Origin of the sequence: Amorphus sp. 3PC139-8, assembly GCF_040750475.1 — a bacterium.
Classification (GTDB): domain Bacteria; phylum Pseudomonadota; class Alphaproteobacteria; order Rhizobiales; family Amorphaceae; genus Amorphus.
Map to the genome: position 1 here is coordinate 83,562 of NZ_JABJVY010000017.1, position 16,726 is coordinate 100,287.

The 16,726-nt window shown below is 61.2% G+C and carries 16 protein-coding genes; 9 read left to right on the forward strand and 7 right to left on the reverse strand.

From position 1 onward, the window contains the following. Window position 1 precedes the first annotated feature (1 nt). From HNS03_RS16165 to HNS03_RS16175, 3 genes are all read left to right on the forward strand, one after another. Entirely contained in the window at window positions 2-757 is a 756-nt protein-coding gene (locus HNS03_RS16165; protein WP_367196711.1) for an efflux RND transporter permease subunit, read from the forward strand. 169 nt (window positions 758-926) lie between these two features. Next, complete coding sequence (locus HNS03_RS16170) at window positions 927-1,085, forward strand: hypothetical protein (RefSeq protein WP_367196713.1); 159 nt, start codon at window positions 927-929, stop codon at window positions 1,083-1,085. 35 nt (window positions 1,086-1,120) lie between these two features. Next, a complete protein-coding gene (locus tag HNS03_RS16175; protein ID WP_367196715.1) occupies window positions 1,121-2,644 on the forward strand; it encodes a fumarate hydratase in 1,524 nt (507 codons plus the stop codon). A gap of 30 nt (window positions 2,645-2,674) precedes the next feature. Here the strand turns inward: HNS03_RS16175 and HNS03_RS16180 are convergent, their stop codons facing one another. From HNS03_RS16180 to HNS03_RS16200, 5 genes are all read right to left on the reverse strand, one after another. Next, entirely contained in the window at window positions 2,675-2,992 is a 318-nt protein-coding gene (locus tag HNS03_RS16180; RefSeq protein ID WP_367196716.1) for a DUF4387 domain-containing protein, read from the reverse strand. Then, the gene (locus HNS03_RS16185) at window positions 2,989-4,368 is read right to left on the reverse strand and encodes an acyclic terpene utilization AtuA family protein (RefSeq protein WP_367196717.1); all 1,380 of its coding nucleotides are present in this window, start codon (window positions 4,366-4,368) and stop codon (window positions 2,989-2,991) included. Before HNS03_RS16185 ends, HNS03_RS16180 begins: the two co-directional genes overlap by 4 nt. Window positions 4,369-4,458: 90 nt before the next feature. Then, the gene (locus HNS03_RS16190) at window positions 4,459-5,112 is read right to left on the reverse strand and encodes a TetR/AcrR family transcriptional regulator (RefSeq protein ID WP_367196718.1); all 654 of its coding nucleotides are present in this window, start codon (window positions 5,110-5,112) and stop codon (window positions 4,459-4,461) included. Window positions 5,113-5,147: 35 nt separating this feature from the next. Then, window positions 5,148-6,440 (reverse strand): TRAP transporter large permease, encoded by a 1,293-nt coding sequence (locus HNS03_RS16195; RefSeq protein WP_367196719.1) that lies wholly within the window; start codon window positions 6,438-6,440, stop codon window positions 5,148-5,150. Further along, window positions 6,440-6,928: a TRAP transporter small permease gene (locus HNS03_RS16200; RefSeq protein WP_367196720.1), complete on the reverse strand. Its 489-nt coding sequence runs from the start codon at window positions 6,926-6,928 to the stop codon at window positions 6,440-6,442. Before HNS03_RS16200 ends, HNS03_RS16195 begins: the two co-directional genes overlap by 1 nt. Window positions 6,929-7,116: 188 nt before the next feature. On the opposite strand from HNS03_RS16200, the gene HNS03_RS16205 reads away from it, so the two are divergent. From HNS03_RS16205 to HNS03_RS16225, 5 genes are all read left to right on the forward strand, one after another. Next, window positions 7,117-8,139, forward strand: a complete 1,023-nt coding sequence (locus HNS03_RS16205; protein WP_367196722.1) for a TRAP transporter substrate-binding protein — start codon at window positions 7,117-7,119, stop codon at window positions 8,137-8,139. Window positions 8,140-8,316: 177 nt separating this feature from the next. Next, window positions 8,317-8,733 carry a cupin domain-containing protein gene (locus tag HNS03_RS16210; protein ID WP_367196724.1) on the forward strand — a complete coding sequence of 139 codons (417 nt, stop codon included), beginning with the start codon at window positions 8,317-8,319 and terminating at the stop codon, window positions 8,731-8,733. A 4-nt stretch (window positions 8,734-8,737) separates the two neighbouring features. Further along, on the forward strand, window positions 8,738-9,733 hold the full coding sequence (locus HNS03_RS16215) for a fumarylacetoacetate hydrolase family protein (protein WP_367196725.1): 996 nt from the start codon (window positions 8,738-8,740) through the stop codon (window positions 9,731-9,733). Window positions 9,734-9,894: 161 nt separating this feature from the next. Next, window positions 9,895-10,971 carry a hypothetical protein gene (locus HNS03_RS16220; RefSeq protein ID WP_367196726.1) on the forward strand — a complete coding sequence of 359 codons (1,077 nt, stop codon included), beginning with the start codon at window positions 9,895-9,897 and terminating at the stop codon, window positions 10,969-10,971. 40 nt (window positions 10,972-11,011) lie between these two features. After that, window positions 11,012-12,541, forward strand: coding sequence for a class I adenylate-forming enzyme family protein (locus HNS03_RS16225; protein ID WP_367196728.1), 1,530 nt, complete (start codon window positions 11,012-11,014; stop codon window positions 12,539-12,541). Window positions 12,542-12,621: 80 nt separating this feature from the next. On the opposite strand, the gene HNS03_RS16230 is transcribed toward HNS03_RS16225, so the two are convergent. Further along, a complete protein-coding gene (locus HNS03_RS16230) occupies window positions 12,622-14,055 on the reverse strand; it encodes an amidohydrolase family protein (RefSeq protein ID WP_367196730.1) in 1,434 nt (477 codons plus the stop codon). Window positions 14,056-14,150: 95 nt separating this feature from the next. On the opposite strand from HNS03_RS16230, the gene HNS03_RS16235 reads away from it, so the two are divergent. Further along, window positions 14,151-14,465, forward strand: coding sequence for a hypothetical protein (locus HNS03_RS16235; RefSeq protein ID WP_367196772.1), 315 nt, complete (start codon window positions 14,151-14,153; stop codon window positions 14,463-14,465). Between the two features lie 114 nt (window positions 14,466-14,579). On the opposite strand, the gene HNS03_RS16240 is transcribed toward HNS03_RS16235, so the two are convergent. Then, complete coding sequence (locus HNS03_RS16240; RefSeq protein ID WP_367196732.1) at window positions 14,580-16,349, reverse strand: sigma 54-interacting transcriptional regulator; 1,770 nt, start codon at window positions 16,347-16,349, stop codon at window positions 14,580-14,582. Between the last annotated feature and the right edge of the window lie 377 nt (window positions 16,350-16,726).

Here is a 16,726-nt window from a genome sequence, read left to right on the forward strand (position 1 = left end):
CGTGACGGACCGGATCGCGGGGCTTGAGGCAGGTGCCGACGACTATCTCATCAAACCATTCGAGTTCGCTTCGCGCAGCGTGAGGGAATATACCGATCGAAGCCGTCAGTATCCGGTTGTCCTGCAGGCACGTGACGATGGCCGGGACAATGTCGAAGATCTTTCCGAAATCTTCGTGCGCGCCGACGATGGAGGGCTCGTTCCTCTCTCCGGCTTCGTGACGGTCGGCGAAGAGGCGAGCCCCCCGGCGCTCAACCGGTTCGATCGCATCCCATCGGTCGAAATCGGTGCCGATCTGGCCGAGGGGACCGGCATGGGCGAGGCCATTGCCTTTGTGCGGGAGGCGGCTGCGGAGTTGCCGGCCGGTGCCACTCTCGCCTTCGACGGGGAGGCGGCAACTTTCATCGAAACCTCCAGTGGAACGCAAACGACGTTCATTCTTGCGCTCCTGATTGTTTTTCTCGTTCTTGCGGCACAATTTGAGAGCTTCGTGCACCCGTTCGTGATCCTGGTCACGGTGCCATTGGCCCTGACGGGCGCATTCGGGACCGTTCCGCTCGTCGCCGCCTCAGGGGCCGGTGCGGCCAGCCGGATCGCCATCGGCCTGGTGATCTGCGGCGGGTTCGCCTTCGCCTCGGTGTTGACGCTGTTCGTCACGCCCGTCGTCTACGAGCTTCTGGCGCGGCCATTCGCATCGCGCGGCGAGCGGAGTGTGGGCACCGGTCCAGCCGCAGTGGGCGCCACAGGAGGCGATTAGGGCCTTTTCTGCTCAGATAGAATTATCCGAGCGACGAGCAAAGGCTCCGAATCCAATAGTTAAGCTGGTCCTTTTCGTTCAAGCCGGGTCAACTTGAACGGGACTGAACACCACCTTGGTCGCAGTAGGTCGTGTGTCGGCAAGTGCGCCTGACCTCATCGGAGTCGACATGACGAAGCTGCGCTTCGATCGCACCGGCCTGGCGTGCGTGTCCGGTGAAACGGGGCGCGCTGTCTTCGTCTATTCTGCCGATCTGACATCGGAGGCGAATTGCCGGCTGTTGCGACGACACATTCGATTGAAAAACCTCTCCCGCTGTGCTCCCTAACTCTCTCCAAGCGGCGATCAATCAAGAGGTTTTCGTTGTCTCTCCCGATCACCGAAGACGACTTCGTGCGCTCCCTAGCCGACGCGATAAGATTTATCTCCGTCTACCATCCGCCGGACTATATCCAGCATCTTGCGCAAGCCTATGAGCGCGAGAAGAGCGAAGCAGCGAAGGCGGCGATGGCGCAGATCCTGGCCAATTCGCGCATGGCGGCGGTGGGAAAGCGGCCGATGTGCCAGGACACCGGCACCGTCAACGTCTTCGTCGAGGTTGGGATGCAGGCGCGGTTCGCCACGCAGCGGCCGTTGGAGGAGATGGTGAATGAGGCGGTGGCCATTGCCTACACCGATCCTGCCAATCCGTTGCGCGCTTCCATGGTCGACGACCCGCTGTTTGAGCGCCGCAATACGAAGACGAACGCCCCGGCTGTAACCCATGTTCGCCTCGTCGCCGGCGACATGGTCAAGGTGAAGGTGGCGGCCAAGGGCGGCGGCTCGGAGAACAAGGCCCGCTTTGCCGCGCTCAACCCTGGTGCGTCGGTGACCGATTGGGTGCTCCAAACCGTGGAGGGGCTGGGTGCGGGTTGGTGTCCGCCGGGGCTGATCGGCCTTGGGATTGGCGGCACGGCGGAGAAGGCCATGCTGATGGCCAAAGAGTCGCTGATGGCCCCGATCGATATGACCGAGCTTTTGGCGCGCGGTCCGAGCTCGCCGCTCGAGGAAATGCGCATTGAGCTCTACGACAAGATCAATGCCTTGGGCATCGGCGCTCAGGGTCTCGGCGGGCTGACCACGGTTCTCGACGTCAAGATTGCGACCTATCCGGTCCATGCTGCGTCCAAGCCGGTCGGCCTGATCCCGCAATGCGCCGCCGACCGCCATCTCGACTTCACGCTCGACGGATCCGGTCCGGCCGTTTTCGAGGTTCCCGCGATCGATGGGTGGCCCGACATTGCCTGGGCGCCGGAGGCGGAGGGGTTGCGCCGGGTCGATCTCGACACGCTCACGCGCGAAGATGTGGCGAGTTGGCGGGCGGGCGAGACGCTGCTTCTGTCCGGCCGGCTTTTGACCGGCCGCGATGCCGCCCACAAGCGCATGGTGGCGATGATCGAGCGTGGCGAGGAGCTGCCCGTCGATCTGCGGGACCGCGCGATCTACTATGTCGGCCCGGTCGATCCCGTGGGCGACGAAGTGGTCGGCCCGGCCGGCCCGACGACGTCGACCCGTATGGATCCCTTCACCGAAACGATGCTGGACGCGACCGGCTTGCTTGTGATGGTTGGCAAGGCGGAGCGCGGGAAGGCGGCGATCGAGGCGATCAAACGCCACGGCGCGGCCTATTTGATCGCGGTCGGAGGCGCAGCCTATCTCGTCTCCAAGGCGATCCGCAGCGCGCGTCTGCTCGCCTTCGAGGATCTTGGCATGGAAGCCATCCGCGAGTTCGTTGTGGAGGACATGCCCGTCATCGTGGCGGTCGATTCCGATGGTACATCGATCCACAGCCTGGGGCCGTCCCAGTGGCGACGCCCGGAGATCGGCGTTCCAGCGAAGGCTGGCTGATCGACACAGCGAAAGCGAAGAGGAATCGCTCTACGCGTCGTCCAGCATCAGTCCTAGGAGCGGGGCATGCTGCTGAGCGCCATAGACGTCGGTTTCGCCGATCGCGCCGGACACGAGCGGGCGCTTGATCGTCACTTTGATGGCATTAGCGGGCTCGAACGGAACGATCCCGAGGATGTCCTCCTCGGCAATGCCATAGAGCCGAGCCATCAGCGGACGATTGAAAAGCTCCGAGCGCACGGCTTTCTCAAACCATGCCCGCTCTTTGAAGATGACGTCGAGGGTGAGCTCGTAAGGTCCGGCATTCTTGGAGCGGATCACGCTGGCAACTTCCGTCAGAGGAATCACGATGCCTCCTCCAGATTGGACATCTCGAATGGAAACGCGCGCGCCGGATCTTGAAGGCGCAGCAGATGGTAGAGGCTGAAACCGTACACGATCCCGGCCTTGAAATCGGACGGGGAGTAGGGAAAGGCCAGGTTGCCGGCCGTGGAGATCCGTCCCGGATAGCCGAAATGCAGCATGGTCGAGCGCGCGAAGGAGCAGATCATGTCGGCCCTTTCCTGAGTCTCAGACACCGCTTCGATGACGATCCCGACCTCATGCGCCGATTGGGCGCGTTCGGGCTCGAGTGCTCCCATCACGCCGTCGCGTCCGTAGACGCGGAACAGAAGCTCGGCGTTGCCGGTCTCGACCTCGGTGAAATTGTCGGAGACCCTGGCGCGAACACCCGCGATAATGGTGTCGAGGTTCGCGATAAAGTCGGGCGAGCGACTGCCGGCAATGGAGACGGTCCGGAAACCGAGCGGTCGCGCCCCTTCGATCTTAACAAAGTAATCCGAGGTCGGCTCGAAGCGGCTGCCGGCCACGCGGACGCGACCTCCGTCGAGCTGCTCGAACGTTGTGGCGGTGAGATCGAGTACGCCGCCAGGTCCCGGCAAGCGATAGGGATCCGACTTCTCATAGAGCGTATGGGCGGCAACGGAGGCGACGGTGCAGGTCCGATCCGGCGACAGGGTCTCCAGCACGAAGCCGTCTTCGTCGAGCGTGGCTAGCATGCAATCCGATCCGCTTCCCGGCACGGCGGCTATCGCCGCGCATTCCAGGATTTTGCCGGCGTGCAGCGCCAGACCGCGTGGGTAGCCGCGCAGGATCGGTAGGGCGGCAAAGACTGCCGGGTCGTAACAGCGCCCCGCGATGACGACGTCCGCGCCTGCTTCCAGCGCGGCGATCAACGGCTCCTCGCCCATCTGCGCGACCATGTTGGTGGAGGCCTGAACATCGGCCGCCGTCGCTTGTTCGCCCGGCGGCAGGGGCTGGAGGTCGCCGCGCTGGAGGGCCGCGGCAAGGCCCGGCTTCTCGATGTCCGAGGCGATTACGGCAAGACGTCCGGAGAGCCCGTCTTCGCGCGCGATTTCACGGACGATATCAACGCACCAGTCCAGATGCGGCCTGGCGCCGGCACCCCCGGCCGTCCCGACCAGGATCGGGATCCCGCGTGCGCGCCCGGCCACAAGCATGTAGCGCAGATCACGCTTCACCGCGGTGCGGTCCGTGAACGACACGCCGGCGCCGAGATAGTAGGGACCGGGGTCGGTCGATCCGGCATCCACGGCGATGACGTCGGGATTCTTTTCCAGGCCGGCCTCGAAGGACGCCTTCGGGAAGCCATATCCGAGAATGGCGGTCGGTGAGAGAATGCGTAGGGGTGGGAGAGACGTCACCGGGGCCTCGCAAAACGGTGGCTTGGGTTAGATCCGGTCCGAGATTCCGAGAAAAGCGGAATGGCGCCAAGGGGCTTTGTGGGTGGAACTTCAGCCGTCCGACAGCGCGCTCACCAGAAAGCGCACCAGCGCTTCCATGCGCTCCGCACGGCTTGCCGTCGAGATTTCGCCGCCGGACAAGACTTCGATGCGTTCGAACGAGGTGTCTTCGGCACTGGAAATCATAATTGTATTCACCATGAACTGGTAATGCCAGAAGATGTCCTTTGGGCAGAGCGACGGGCAAACCTTCTTCAGCTCTGCGATATATTCGTGCGCAAAGGGATTGTTGTAAGTGTCGGTAATCCGCTGCGTGCCTTCTGTCGGGTGCAGCCGGTGCCTGAGGAAGAAGCGCGCGAGTAAGCGCCCACTGACCTCGTTGCCCTCTCCGAGATAGGGATGCACGAAGATCCGGACCAAAGCCTCCAGATGGGAGCGGCGGTCTTCGATCTCCTCGCCCAGCTCGGCGATCTTCTGGCGACGGTAGGCGCACGCCTCCTGGGTGAGCCGTTCGAACACGGCATCGGTCAACGCCTCTTTCGAGCCGAAATAGTAGTTGACCGCGGCAACGTTCACGCCGGCGCGCGAGGTCAACTGGCGCAGCGAGACATTTTCGTGACCGAACTCCGCAAACAGCTCCTCGGCGGCCTTCATGAGGCGGGACACCGTTTCGTTGTTCATATCGTTGCGCCGTTGGACGTTCATCTATCGATTATCCTCGTGACCGCTCAAAGCCGCATTCATCGCATCAGATCCGGAAGCACCGTGACCAGTTTGGGAAACAGGGTCAGTAAAAGCAGAAGGACGACGCTTGAGGCAACGAAGGGGGTGACGCCAACAAACATCGTGCGCAGCGGCACTTCCGGAATCAGCCCGCGCATGATGAAGACGTTCAAGCCGATGGGTGGCGTGATCAGGCTGATCTCGATCGCCACAATGACCAGAATGCCGAACCAGACGGGATCGAAACCGAGAGCGACCGCAATCGGAAAGAACAAGGGTACCGTCAGAAACATCATCGAAATGCTTTCGATGAAGCATCCGAGCAGAAGATAGATTGCGAAGATGAGCAACATCGTTCCGGTCGCGCCCAGGTCGAGCGAGACCACGAACGACGCCAACGCGGACGTAAAGCCAGAGACTTCGAGAAACGCGCTCAAATAGATCGCGCCGAACAGAATGATGAAAATCATCGCCGTCGTTCGGCAGGCTTCCTGTGCGATCGTGACGAACTCCTTGAAGGTGAGTCCACCCTTGAAGATCGCGAACAGGAGCGCGCCGGCGACGCCGACCGCGCCCCCTTCCGTCGGAGTGAAAATGCCGAAGTAGATCCCGCCCATCATCACCAGGAAGAGGACCACGATCCCCCAGACATTTGCGACCGTGCGCCACCGGTGCTCCCAACGGACGCGCGGGGCCTTGGGGGCGGCATCCGGATAAAGGCGGCCCATGACCCAGATGGCCAAGAAATGGCAGAGCACGGCGATTGCGCCGGGGATGAAGCCGGCAGCGAATAGGCTCACGATGTTGGTTTCCGTGAGCACGCCATAGAGGATCATGATGGTGCTCGGCGGGATGAGAATGCCGAGCGTGCCGCCGACCGCCACGGCGCCGGTCGCGATCTCGTTGCCGTAGTTGCGTTCCCGCATCGCGGGATAGGCGACCCTAACCATGGTGGCCGTGGTTGCCGCGCTCGATCCGCACACGGCACTGAAACCGCCGCTCGCCGTGACGGTGGCGTAGGCAAGTCCACCTCGCCGATGTCCGAGAAAGGCGGCCGCCGCCTCGAAAAGATCATGGGATAGGCGCGAACGCGCAATCAGTGTTCCCATGAGGATGAACATCGGAAGGACCGAAAAGCTGAAATTCGTGGTGTTGTCGTAGACGATCTGCCCGGCAAGCGCGGAGGCGGGCCCAACGCCGACAATCGACGCAAAGCCGACAACTCCCACCACGGTCATCGCGATGCCAACAGGCACACCGCACGCCAGCAAGAGAAAGAGCCCAACCAAGCCCAAGAGCGCGGCTTCCATCACTCTTCTCCTCGCGCCGAGATAAGCTTCGCGGTGTCGTCGACAGCCAGCACGACAAAGCACAGCGCTGTGATCGCCCACATGACGGCCATGAAGATCACGAACGGATAGACGGGGACCAGCAGGTTCGACGTCACCTCTCCCGTCCTCTCCAGATACGCGCCTCGCTTCCAGAGCTGCAACGCGTAGAACACGCAGGTTCCAGCCCCGACCAAACCGACCAGCACGAGCAGGACGCGTCGAACCTTGGAGGGCAGCGCGGACTGTACGAGATCGACGGTGACGTGCTCGCGCTGCAAGGTCACCGACGGCAGCGCAGTGAACACCAGGAAGATCATCGCGATCTGGATCATCTCAAAGGCGCCGTAGAGCGGATGATTGAAATACCGCCCGACGATGTCGATCAGCGTCGCCGCGCCAATAAGAACGATCGCGATGACGGAAATCCAACTCAATAGCCGCGCGGCACCATTTGCCCATCGTTGCACGTATGACCTCCCAATATTGGCGCGTTCTTGGCCGCCGTGCCGCAACTGCGCTGCCGGAGTCTTGAAAGCGGACACGGCCGTTGGACGAAGCGTCCTTGACACCAAGGATTATGTCTGCATCCTACCGAAACGAAATACGCGTTTCAAACATTTGTTTTGATCCGCCATAACCGATATTGGGAGGAAACATGAGAATCGCGAGCTTCGCAGGCGCGGTTGCCGCGACGGCGGCAGCCTGCCTGTTCGCCACGAACGTTTCGGCGATGGAGTTGCGCTACAATCGCTGGCTGCCGCCGACGCACCATCTCGATAACCGCGTGCTCAAACCCTATTTCGACAAAATTGCCGAAGTCACGGACGGGCGCGTCACCGTCACATTCACCAGCTCTTCTCTCGGAGGGCTGGAGCGGCAACACGAACTGGCGGTCATGGGAATCGCCGATGTTGCCTTGGTCTCCGAAAGTGTGACGCCGGGCCAGTTTCCACTAGCCGAAATCGTTGAAATGCCGGGAATTGGAGAAGACAACGAGGCCGTGTCGGTCGCCTATTGGCGGACTTACGAAAGATTTTTCGAAGAAAAGAACCCGTATCCGGACGTCCATCTTCTCACGCTTGCGACCCTTCCTCCCTACCATATCTACAATGCCGAGCGGCCCGTTGAGTCGATCGAAGACATGGAGGGTTTGAAGATCCGCGCCGCCGGTGTTCTCGCCAGCGAAAAGGTGCGGGCCCTCGGTGGCACCGTCGTTCCCGCCCAAGTGACGCAGTTCCTCGAGCTGATCTCAAAGGGTGTGATTGATGGCTGCTATTTCACCGATGACGGCGTGTATGTCTTCGGTTTTCTTGATACTTTGAAATATAAGACGCAATTTAAGGGTGGCCTTGGCGGGCTTTCGATCAGCCTTGTTATGAATAAGGCGAAGTGGGATCAAATTTCCCCGGAAGATCAGGCTGCTATTACGACGATCTCCGGCGAAGAACTCGCAAGGAAAATCGGCGTTTCCTACAATCAAAGCATCGCGGAAGCGCAGGCTGCCATCTCGAAAGCAGGTATCGAGACGACCGTTGCGGACGACGCCTTCATGGCCGAAGTGCGCGAAAGGCTGGCTCCGTTGGAGGACGAGTGGATCGCTAAAGCGAACAAGCTCGGCGTGGACGGTGCCGCTGCCCTGAATATGCTGCGCACGGAAGCCCAGAACTACACGGAATAGAGGCCGCGTTGGCACGTGAGGACTGCATCTGATCCGGACATCAAGTGGAAAGTTGAAACAATGATTACCCCTATCCGCCGCATCGTCACTGGTCACGACGAGAACGGACGCTCGATTTTCGTTTCCGATGCGGCCGCGAAATCCGTGTATAGCCCGCAAGGGCAGCCGAACGTCGGGATGACCGATCTTTGGCTCCAACACACCATGCCGGCGAACAACACAGGCAACGAGGATACCGCGCCGGAGCAGGTGACCTTGTTGCCGCCGACGAACGGCTCGGTCTGTCGGGTCGTCGAGTTTCCGCCGGATGCGGAACGCAATTTCGCGGCAATGGGAGAACACTTCCAGGGTATGAGCGCGAGCGATGTCCTGGCGAAGGAAGGCGTCCGGCACCCGGCGTTCCACAAGACGAATTCGCTTGACTACATCTTCATCCTGAAAGGCGAGATTTGGGCGCTGGTGGATGAAGACGAGGTTCTCATGAAGGCGGGCGACTGCCTGATCCAGCGCGGCACCAGCCACGCCTGGTCGAACCGCTCGAACGAGCCCTGCCTGATGGCGGCCATCCTCATCGACGCGCATCCGGCGCCGTAAACCCATGAAGTTCGTTACATTCGACACCGCCAGCAAGGCTGCGCGGCCGGGCGCCGTCGTCAATGATGGGGCTCACATTCTGGACCTGAGGCGCGCCGCCGAATTGAGCGGCGCATCGGCTCCGGGTTTCGGCTCTTTGCTCGAGCTCATCCAAGCCGGCGAGGCGGGACTGGAATGGGCGCGAACCCTCGTCTCGCGCAGTCCCGAAGAGGCGCTCTTGGATGCTGGCGGCGTCCGTCTTCTTGCGCCGCTGCCAAGGCCCGAACAAATTCGCGACTTCCTCTGCTTCGAGATGCACCTGAGGCAGGCAAGACGGCAGCGGCTGCAGCTACTTGCCAGCAAGACGGCGGATCCGGATCAGGCTTTGCAGCGAATGATCGATAACGGTCAGGCCGATCCGCCCGAGATCTGGTACAAGCAGCCCGTCTACTACAAGGGCAACCGGTTTGCCGTCGTCGGCCCCGACGCCGATGTCGAATGGCCGGATTACTCGGACTTCATCGACTATGAGCTGGAGCTCGCCGCCGTCATCGGTCGCCACACCAGAGACGCCGATCGCGGATCTGCCCAGAATGCAATCTTCGGCTACATGATCTTCAACGACTTCTCGGCCCGGGATACCCAGGCCGAAGAAATGCAGGGACAGCTCGGCCCGGCAAAATCGAAAGACTTCGATACCGCCAATGCGCTCGGCCCGTGGCTGGTGACTGCGGACGAAGTGCCGGATCCCTATTCGCTGCAGATGGAAGCACGGGTGAATGGCGGGCTCTGGTGTTCGGAAAACACCAAGACGATGTACCACTCCTTCGAGGATATCATCGTCCACGTGTCGCGTAGCGAAACGCTGTACCCCGGCGAAATCATCGGTTCCGGGACGATTGGAGGCGGGTCGGCATTCGAGATCGGCCGCAGACTTCAGGTCGGCGATCGGATCGAGCTGTCAGTGACCGGGCTTGGCAGCCTGCGCAACACGATCACCCGGCGCGGCGCCGCTGCGTGATCCAGGCGCTTTTGGGCGCACCATTGCGCCGAAGCCAGTGCGATCGAGCGGTCGCTTCGGTGCGTAGCGGCGCGTTCAAGACGATACGAACGGCGGGCGACACATACGCCGTCGGCTGCAACGCGGCCGGCAACGCCACACAAAGCGAGGGATGAAACGATATGGTCGCGAACTCCGACGCCCCGATGCGCCATGTTCACATGGTGGGAACGGTTCCGGTCACCGACGCGGAGACGTCTTTCCGCTTAGTTGGCGGCATCCTCGGCGACAGGCTGCCGCGTATGACCGACGGTGAGACCGGCCCGCGAAACTACTGGATCACCAGTCAGGCGCGGGTGCTCCATCTCGCTGATGCCTTCGAACCGGCCGGTCACGACTGGCATCCCGATTCCGGGACGGTTCCGGAGAACACGGCGCCCAAATATCGGCTTAAGCCCGGCGTCGATCCGGCAACGCTCAAGGTGCCGTCCTTCGGCTACGCCAAGATGGCCGAGGAGTCCTATGCTCTCTTCCGCCGCCTCCGAGAAGAAGGGGCGATCGCGCCGAATGTGCGCTTCCAGGTATCGCTGCCCACGCCGATCGGCTTCCTGACCGGCCTGATCGCTCCGGAGAGCCATGAGGACGTTGCCGAGGCGCTCGAAGAGAACATGTCCCAGGAAGTGCGCGATCTCGCTGCCTCGATCCCGCATGAAGATCTCGCGATCCAGTGGGATGCTTGCCTTGAAATCTTCATCTGGGAAAATCTCAGGACGCTTTTCTACGAGGATGCGAAGACGGAGTGCCTGGTCCGCCTAGCGAAACTCATCGACCTTGTCCCTTCCACCGTCGAGGTCGGCTATCATCTCTGCTACGGCGATTTCCGCCACAAGCACGGCGTCGAGCCGAAGGACATGGCGGTCATGGTCACGATGGCCAACTATGTCACCGACCATGTCCACAGGCCGGTCAATTTCGTCCATATGCCGGTCCCGCGCGACCGTGACGACGACGCCTATTTCGAGCCGCTGAAGATGTTGCGGCTCCATGATGAGACGGACCTGTTCCTCGGCCTGATCCACTATACCGACGGCGAGGGCGGCACGTTGCGTCGCATGGCCGTTGCGGAACGGTACTGGCCGAAGTTCGGTATCTCCACCGAGTGTGGCCTCGGTCGTCGCGATCCGGCAACGATCGAAGAGCTGCTGCGCATCCATGCCCGTTGCGCCGATGCCGGACATTTCGCCGCAGCCGCTGGCTAACGGTGCGGGAAACGACGCTCGCCGATGAGGATATGAGACCGTGAACCTCGCAGACTGGCTCGTCCGGACAGCGCGTCTGATGCCGAATGCGCCGGCCCTTCTCCACGGCGCGCGCACGGTCGCGACCTACAGCGAGTGGGCGGACCGCGCAGCACGTATCGGGCGCGGTCTGCGAGAGGCCTACGGTGTGGCGCCAGGCGACCGGGTTGCTCTCTTCATGGCGAACAGCATCGATTATCTCGAGGTGCTCTACGCGATCTGGTTTGTCGGTGCCGTCGCGGTTCCGATCAACCACAAGCTTCATGGGCGCGAGGCGGCCTATATCGTCTCCGACTCCGGTGCTCGGTTGGTCCTTGTGTCCGGCGACGAACGCGACGCGGCCGCGGCGTTCCAAAACGCGGCGACTGTCCTCTCGGTCGAGAGCGGGCGCTATCGAGAGCTTTGTCGGTACGAGCCGCTCTCAGCGCCTCACGCCCAGGCCTCCGATAGTCTTGCCTGGCTGTTTTACACCTCCGGCACGACCGGCAGTCCGAAGGGTGTGATGCTCTCGGTGCAGAATCTTCAGGCCATGTCGTTTGCCTATTTCGTCGATGTCGACGAAGTCAGGCCGGAGGATGCCGCACTTTACGCGGCCCCGATGTCGCATGGGGCGGGTCTCTACAATTTCATGCATGTCGCCCGTGGAGCGCGTCATTGCGTTCCGGAATCGGGCGGGTTCGATGCAGCGGAGATCCTGGCGCTTGCCGAGACCGTCGGCAGCCTATCGATGTTTGCCGCGCCGACCATGGTGCGCCGCCTGATCCAGCAGGCCCGCGCAGTGGGTCATTCAGGCGACGGCATTCGAACCATCGTCTATGGCGGCGGACCGATGTATGTCGCCGATATCGAAGCGGCCGTGGAGCAGTTCGGACCGCGCTTCGTGCAGATCTACGGGCAGGGCGAGACGCCGATGACGATCACCGCGCTTTCGCGCGCGCTGGTGGCGGACCGGGCCCATCCCAGGTGGCGCGATCGCCTCGGTTCGGTCGGTGTTGCCCAATCCTGCGTCGACGTGCGCATCGCTGGGCCTACCGGCGAAACCCTGCCTCCGGGCGAAACCGGAGAGATCCTGGTGCGTGGCCCGAGCGTCATGGACGGCTACTGGAATCGTCCCGATGCGACGGCCGAGACGCTACGGGACGGATGGCTTTGGACGGGCGACATGGGCGCGATGGACGAAGATGGCTTCGTCACCCTCAAGGATCGCTCCAAAGATGTCATCATTTCCGGCGGCACCAATATCTATCCGCGCGAAGTGGAAGAGGTGCTTCTGCGGCACGACGCTGTTCACGGGGCTTCCGTCATCGGTCGGCCGAGTGCGGAGTGGGGGGAGGATGTCGTCGCTTTCGTCGTCATCACCGCTGACAAGTCTCCAAGCGTCGACGAGCTCGATGCCTTTTGCCGTGAGCAGATTGCCCGCTTCAAGCGCCCGAAACACTATGTTTTCGTGTCCGCTCTACCCAAGAACAACTATGGCAAGGTGCTGAAAACCGAGTTGCGGCGCCAGCTCGATGCGGACGCTTGCTTGTAGCGCTCGCCTGCCTCGTACTGCGGAGCAACCGGCGCGCAACCGCGCCGGCTCGAAGACTTAGCCATCCGCAGGGGCTCTTTCTATCCTCTCGCGAACGTTCCGCTTTCGGACGAGCGCATCGCGGCCATTCGACGGTCGGATTCGCCTTCGTTCAAGACGCGCCCGCCCCACTGCTCGATCGTCTCGGAGATCCGCGCACGGGCGGCTTCCAGCAACTCACATACGCGGGCCACGTCGCCCACCATCTTGCCGTGGCGTTTCACGAAGCGTCCGTTGACCATGACGCTGTCGACGTCGGCAGTCTGGCCTTGAAGGATGATGGTCCCCGCCACGTTGCTGCGATCCCAGCCGACCAGGGACAGCGATTTCGTGTTTAAAAAGACGAGGTCGGCCTTCTTGCCCGGCGTCAGGCTTCCGACCGCGCTTTCAAGCCCCAGGGCCTTTGCGCCATCGATCGTTCCCCACCGCAAAGCCTCCTCGCAGGTGAACGGTACGCCGGATCCGAGCAGGTCCTCTCGGTCGATCACCCGGCAGCGGGTCGTCTGCAGACCCAGGCGCAAGGCGGTGAACATGTCGGCGCTGTTGTTGGATGTGATGTCCGTACCGTAGCTCTGGGTGATGCCGTATCGCTTGGCGATATCGCCGCTCGGCCACATCATGCCCATCTGCAGTTCGGTATCTGGCGTGAAGACGACCGAAGCGCCGCAATCGGCGACCATCTTCCATTCGTCCTCCTCGGTCGCCGACATGTGCACGAAGAGAATGTCGTCGCCCAGAAGCCCGAGATCGTGTACCCGGGCAACGCCCCTCGGAATGCGGATGCCGAGCGGTTTCTTGGAGTTGCAGTGCCAAAAGATGTGGGCTCCGAGCTCGCGCGCGAGATTGAACTGCCCGCTGAGCGTGTCGTTATCCAGGGCGTGCTGGAGTTCTTCCGGGGCGATCCCGAGGGTGAGCAACTGATCTTTTGACGAGAAATGCGTCTTGGCGACGTCGCGACCGAACGCGACGCGGTCGTCGAAGGTCTTGAAGACAGGGTTCTCAAGTGGCGGGTAGTTAAAGCCATAGTTCCAAACCACCCGCATGCCGCTGTCTTGGAGCCCCCGGATGGCTTCATGGGCATGGTCGGGTGAATGGATGTTGTGACAGTAGTCCGCAGCCGTCGTCACGCCGGCATTCATGGCCTCAAAGGCCCCGTGAAGTTGAACGGCGTACATGTCCTCGGCGCCGAACGCGGCGGCGACGTTGAGCCGAATGTAGTTGACGTAATCGTCGAGGGACCAATCGGTGCAGTAGGCTCGCACCGCTGCGCCCTGCCAGATGTGTTTGTGAGCATCGACGAAGCCGGGCATCACGATGCAGTCGGTTGCATCGACGATTTCGGCGTCCGTCACTTCCAAGTCACGTCCCACCTCTTCAATCCGGTCGCCGCTGATCAGCACGTCCCCGTTGGCGATGTTGCCGATGGTGGGGTCGACCGATGCCACGAAGCCATTCTTGATGAGCAGCTTTCGCATTTTGACGTTCCACTCCCTGTCCAATCCCTGCTCAGTCATAACGCCAATTCATTCAGAATCAAACGCATGTTTCAATTGTTTGTTTGTCCATTCCCGTGTGGCCTTTCTGGATAAATGTCCTCTACGCCGACCCGATCGTTAGGCGGGTACGGGAACGGGCGATGCGCGAGGGAGATCCGGCGATCTCCGAGGACGGCGTTCATGTTGAGGTTGAATTGGAAGACGGTCGGGTGCTGGTGAAGGAGCTTGATCGTTCCCTCGGCAATCTCGACCGTCTAATGAATGACGAGCAGCTTTCGACGAAGTTCCGGGATCAAGCTGTGCGCATCCTGCCGGAAGACCGGTCGAAGCGCTCCTTGCGCAACGCTGGTCGGCGGACCGGATCGAGAATGTCGACCGAGATCTCGTAGCGGCCAGTGTTCCTCTGCCGAGTTGTTTTCTCGGAAAAGCTTTCGATTGGACCGCGAATATATTCAGCGCAACTGGGGTATCTGCAGGTTCGGCGCAGGTCTGTCCGATTTGCGCTACTTTATTCTCAGTTTCGAGAGGCGATAGTCCAGCGTCGGCCGGCTCATTTTCAAGGACCGGGCGGCCTCGGAAACGTTGCCGCCGGCCGCATGCAGTGCGGCTAGGTAGACTCTTCGTTCGATCTCCTCGAACGAAAGCCCCGATTCAACCATGTCGTTGATGCCTGGTTCCGTTTCGGCGCTTTGGCATTCGTCGCCGCTCGGCTCGAGCCGGCCACCGACAGAGATCTCGAAGGCGTGGGGCAGTGCTTCGGACGATCGGAAGACGTGTGCGATGTCGATCAGGCTATCGTTGGCTGCGTAGACGACGCCTCTCTCGACCAGATTCTGCAGTTCCCGAATGTTGCCGGGATATTCGTATTTCAGCAGAGCGTCGGTCGCGCGGCGGCTGAAGCCGAGAACCGATTTGCCATGCCGTTCATTGTAGAGGTGGAGAAAATGCGCCATCAGAAGCGGGATGTCGTCGCGGCGTTCCCGCAAGGGGGGAATGTCGATCGGGAACACGCTGAGGCGGAAATAGAGGTCTTCCCGAAACCGTCCGGCTTTGACCTCGTCGCGAAGGTCTACATTGGACGCGGCCACGACGCGAACGTCGACCGCCTGCGTCTTGGTCCCACCCACGCGTTCGAACTGCATCTCCTGGAGAATGCGAAGCAATTTGCCCTGAGCGGCATGGGGGAGAGAGGCGATCTCGTCCAGGAAGAGGGTGCCCCCGTTGGCCCTCTCGAAATAACCCGGTCTGGAGCTGACCGCGCCGGTAAAGGCGCCTTTTTCGACGCCGAAGAGCTCCGATTCAACGAGTTGCTCGGGGATGGCTGCGCAGTTGAGCGCGATGAACGGACCGTCGCGGCGCGTGCTCAGGTCGTGCAGGCTACGCGAAAAGAGCTCCTTGCCGACCCCGGTTTCACCAGCGAACAGCACCGTCGCTCTCGTGGGGGCGACATTGGAGAGAAGCTGCTTGGTTCGCATAAAGTTGGCCGAGACGCCGACCATCGCTTCGTGAATGACGGGCTTCTCGGGAATCACGGCTACCTGCTTGGGGCTTACCGGCCGGACGTACCCGTAGGATTTGGCGTCCGTATCAAGGCCTAGAAATTCCCGTTCCGGGCAGTCGGATCCCCAACCTTCCATGTGCTGGCCGATGATCTTGCAGCGCGAATGGCCCATTCCGACACATTCGATTTCGCGGAACAGCACGGGCTTACCGAAAAGCTGTGTCGTATAGCCGGACGGATAGCCCACTTGGAGCCAGCAGACGGGCTCGGAGGAAAGCCCGAAACAGGAAATGTGCTCGGAGGCTTCCGAGGAATCATGCCAGAGGAAACTGCCGTAGTATCCACCGCGTGCGGTGTCGAATTCGAAGTGTTCGGTTGTAACTTTGGCAAATCCTTCAAGCGTGTGGACGCGTGGTCCGGCGGCAAGTGCGTGGGTTAGGTCTTCCTGGGGCCACTTCTTCTGAATGAGTTGGGCGTCTTTGACGCCCTGCATGTAGCCGACACGCATGAACAGGGAGCGTGCACGCTCCTGGCCCAGCGCATTGATGACTTCCTGCTTGATGCGCCCCAACACGAGTGACTGGACCAGCACCATTCGCTGATCGTTTAGCCAGATGCGTCCGTCCCCGAGCGCGAAATGCAAGCATTCCGCCAGTTCCGAAAAGGTGGGAGGCGCACCAGTTTCCAGATTGTCGCTGTTGCCTTGGTTTAGAAGCTCGCCTGTGAGGCGGGAAACGTCGGCTAATGATATTCTATTATTGGTTGTTTTCATTGAGTTCCTCCCTAGTGCGATAATATTTGCGCATCCTGCAGGGTGTGAACAGATTGTTTTTTGCAGAATGCCCGGCCTCGTGAGTGCCCGAGGCGGGTCTTATTCTTTGGGATCGCCTGCACCCTCGCAAACGGGGAGACGAATTGGGCGACGAAATAGCGCTTAGAGGTCGTGGGTTGATCGTTCGAGGGATCCCCTCCGTCTCATGGGATCCGATCTCGCAACAGGTTGGCGTTGGGTCGGCCAATTTGAAGCCCTTCAATGTGGCTCAGACAGCGCCCTTTAGCATTTCATGCCGCGTGCGCCTTTCCATTCATGAAATCGTGAAGGTGAAAGCAGCTCACTGGGGAGGCTGACACGGCTGCGAGCCCCTTCTG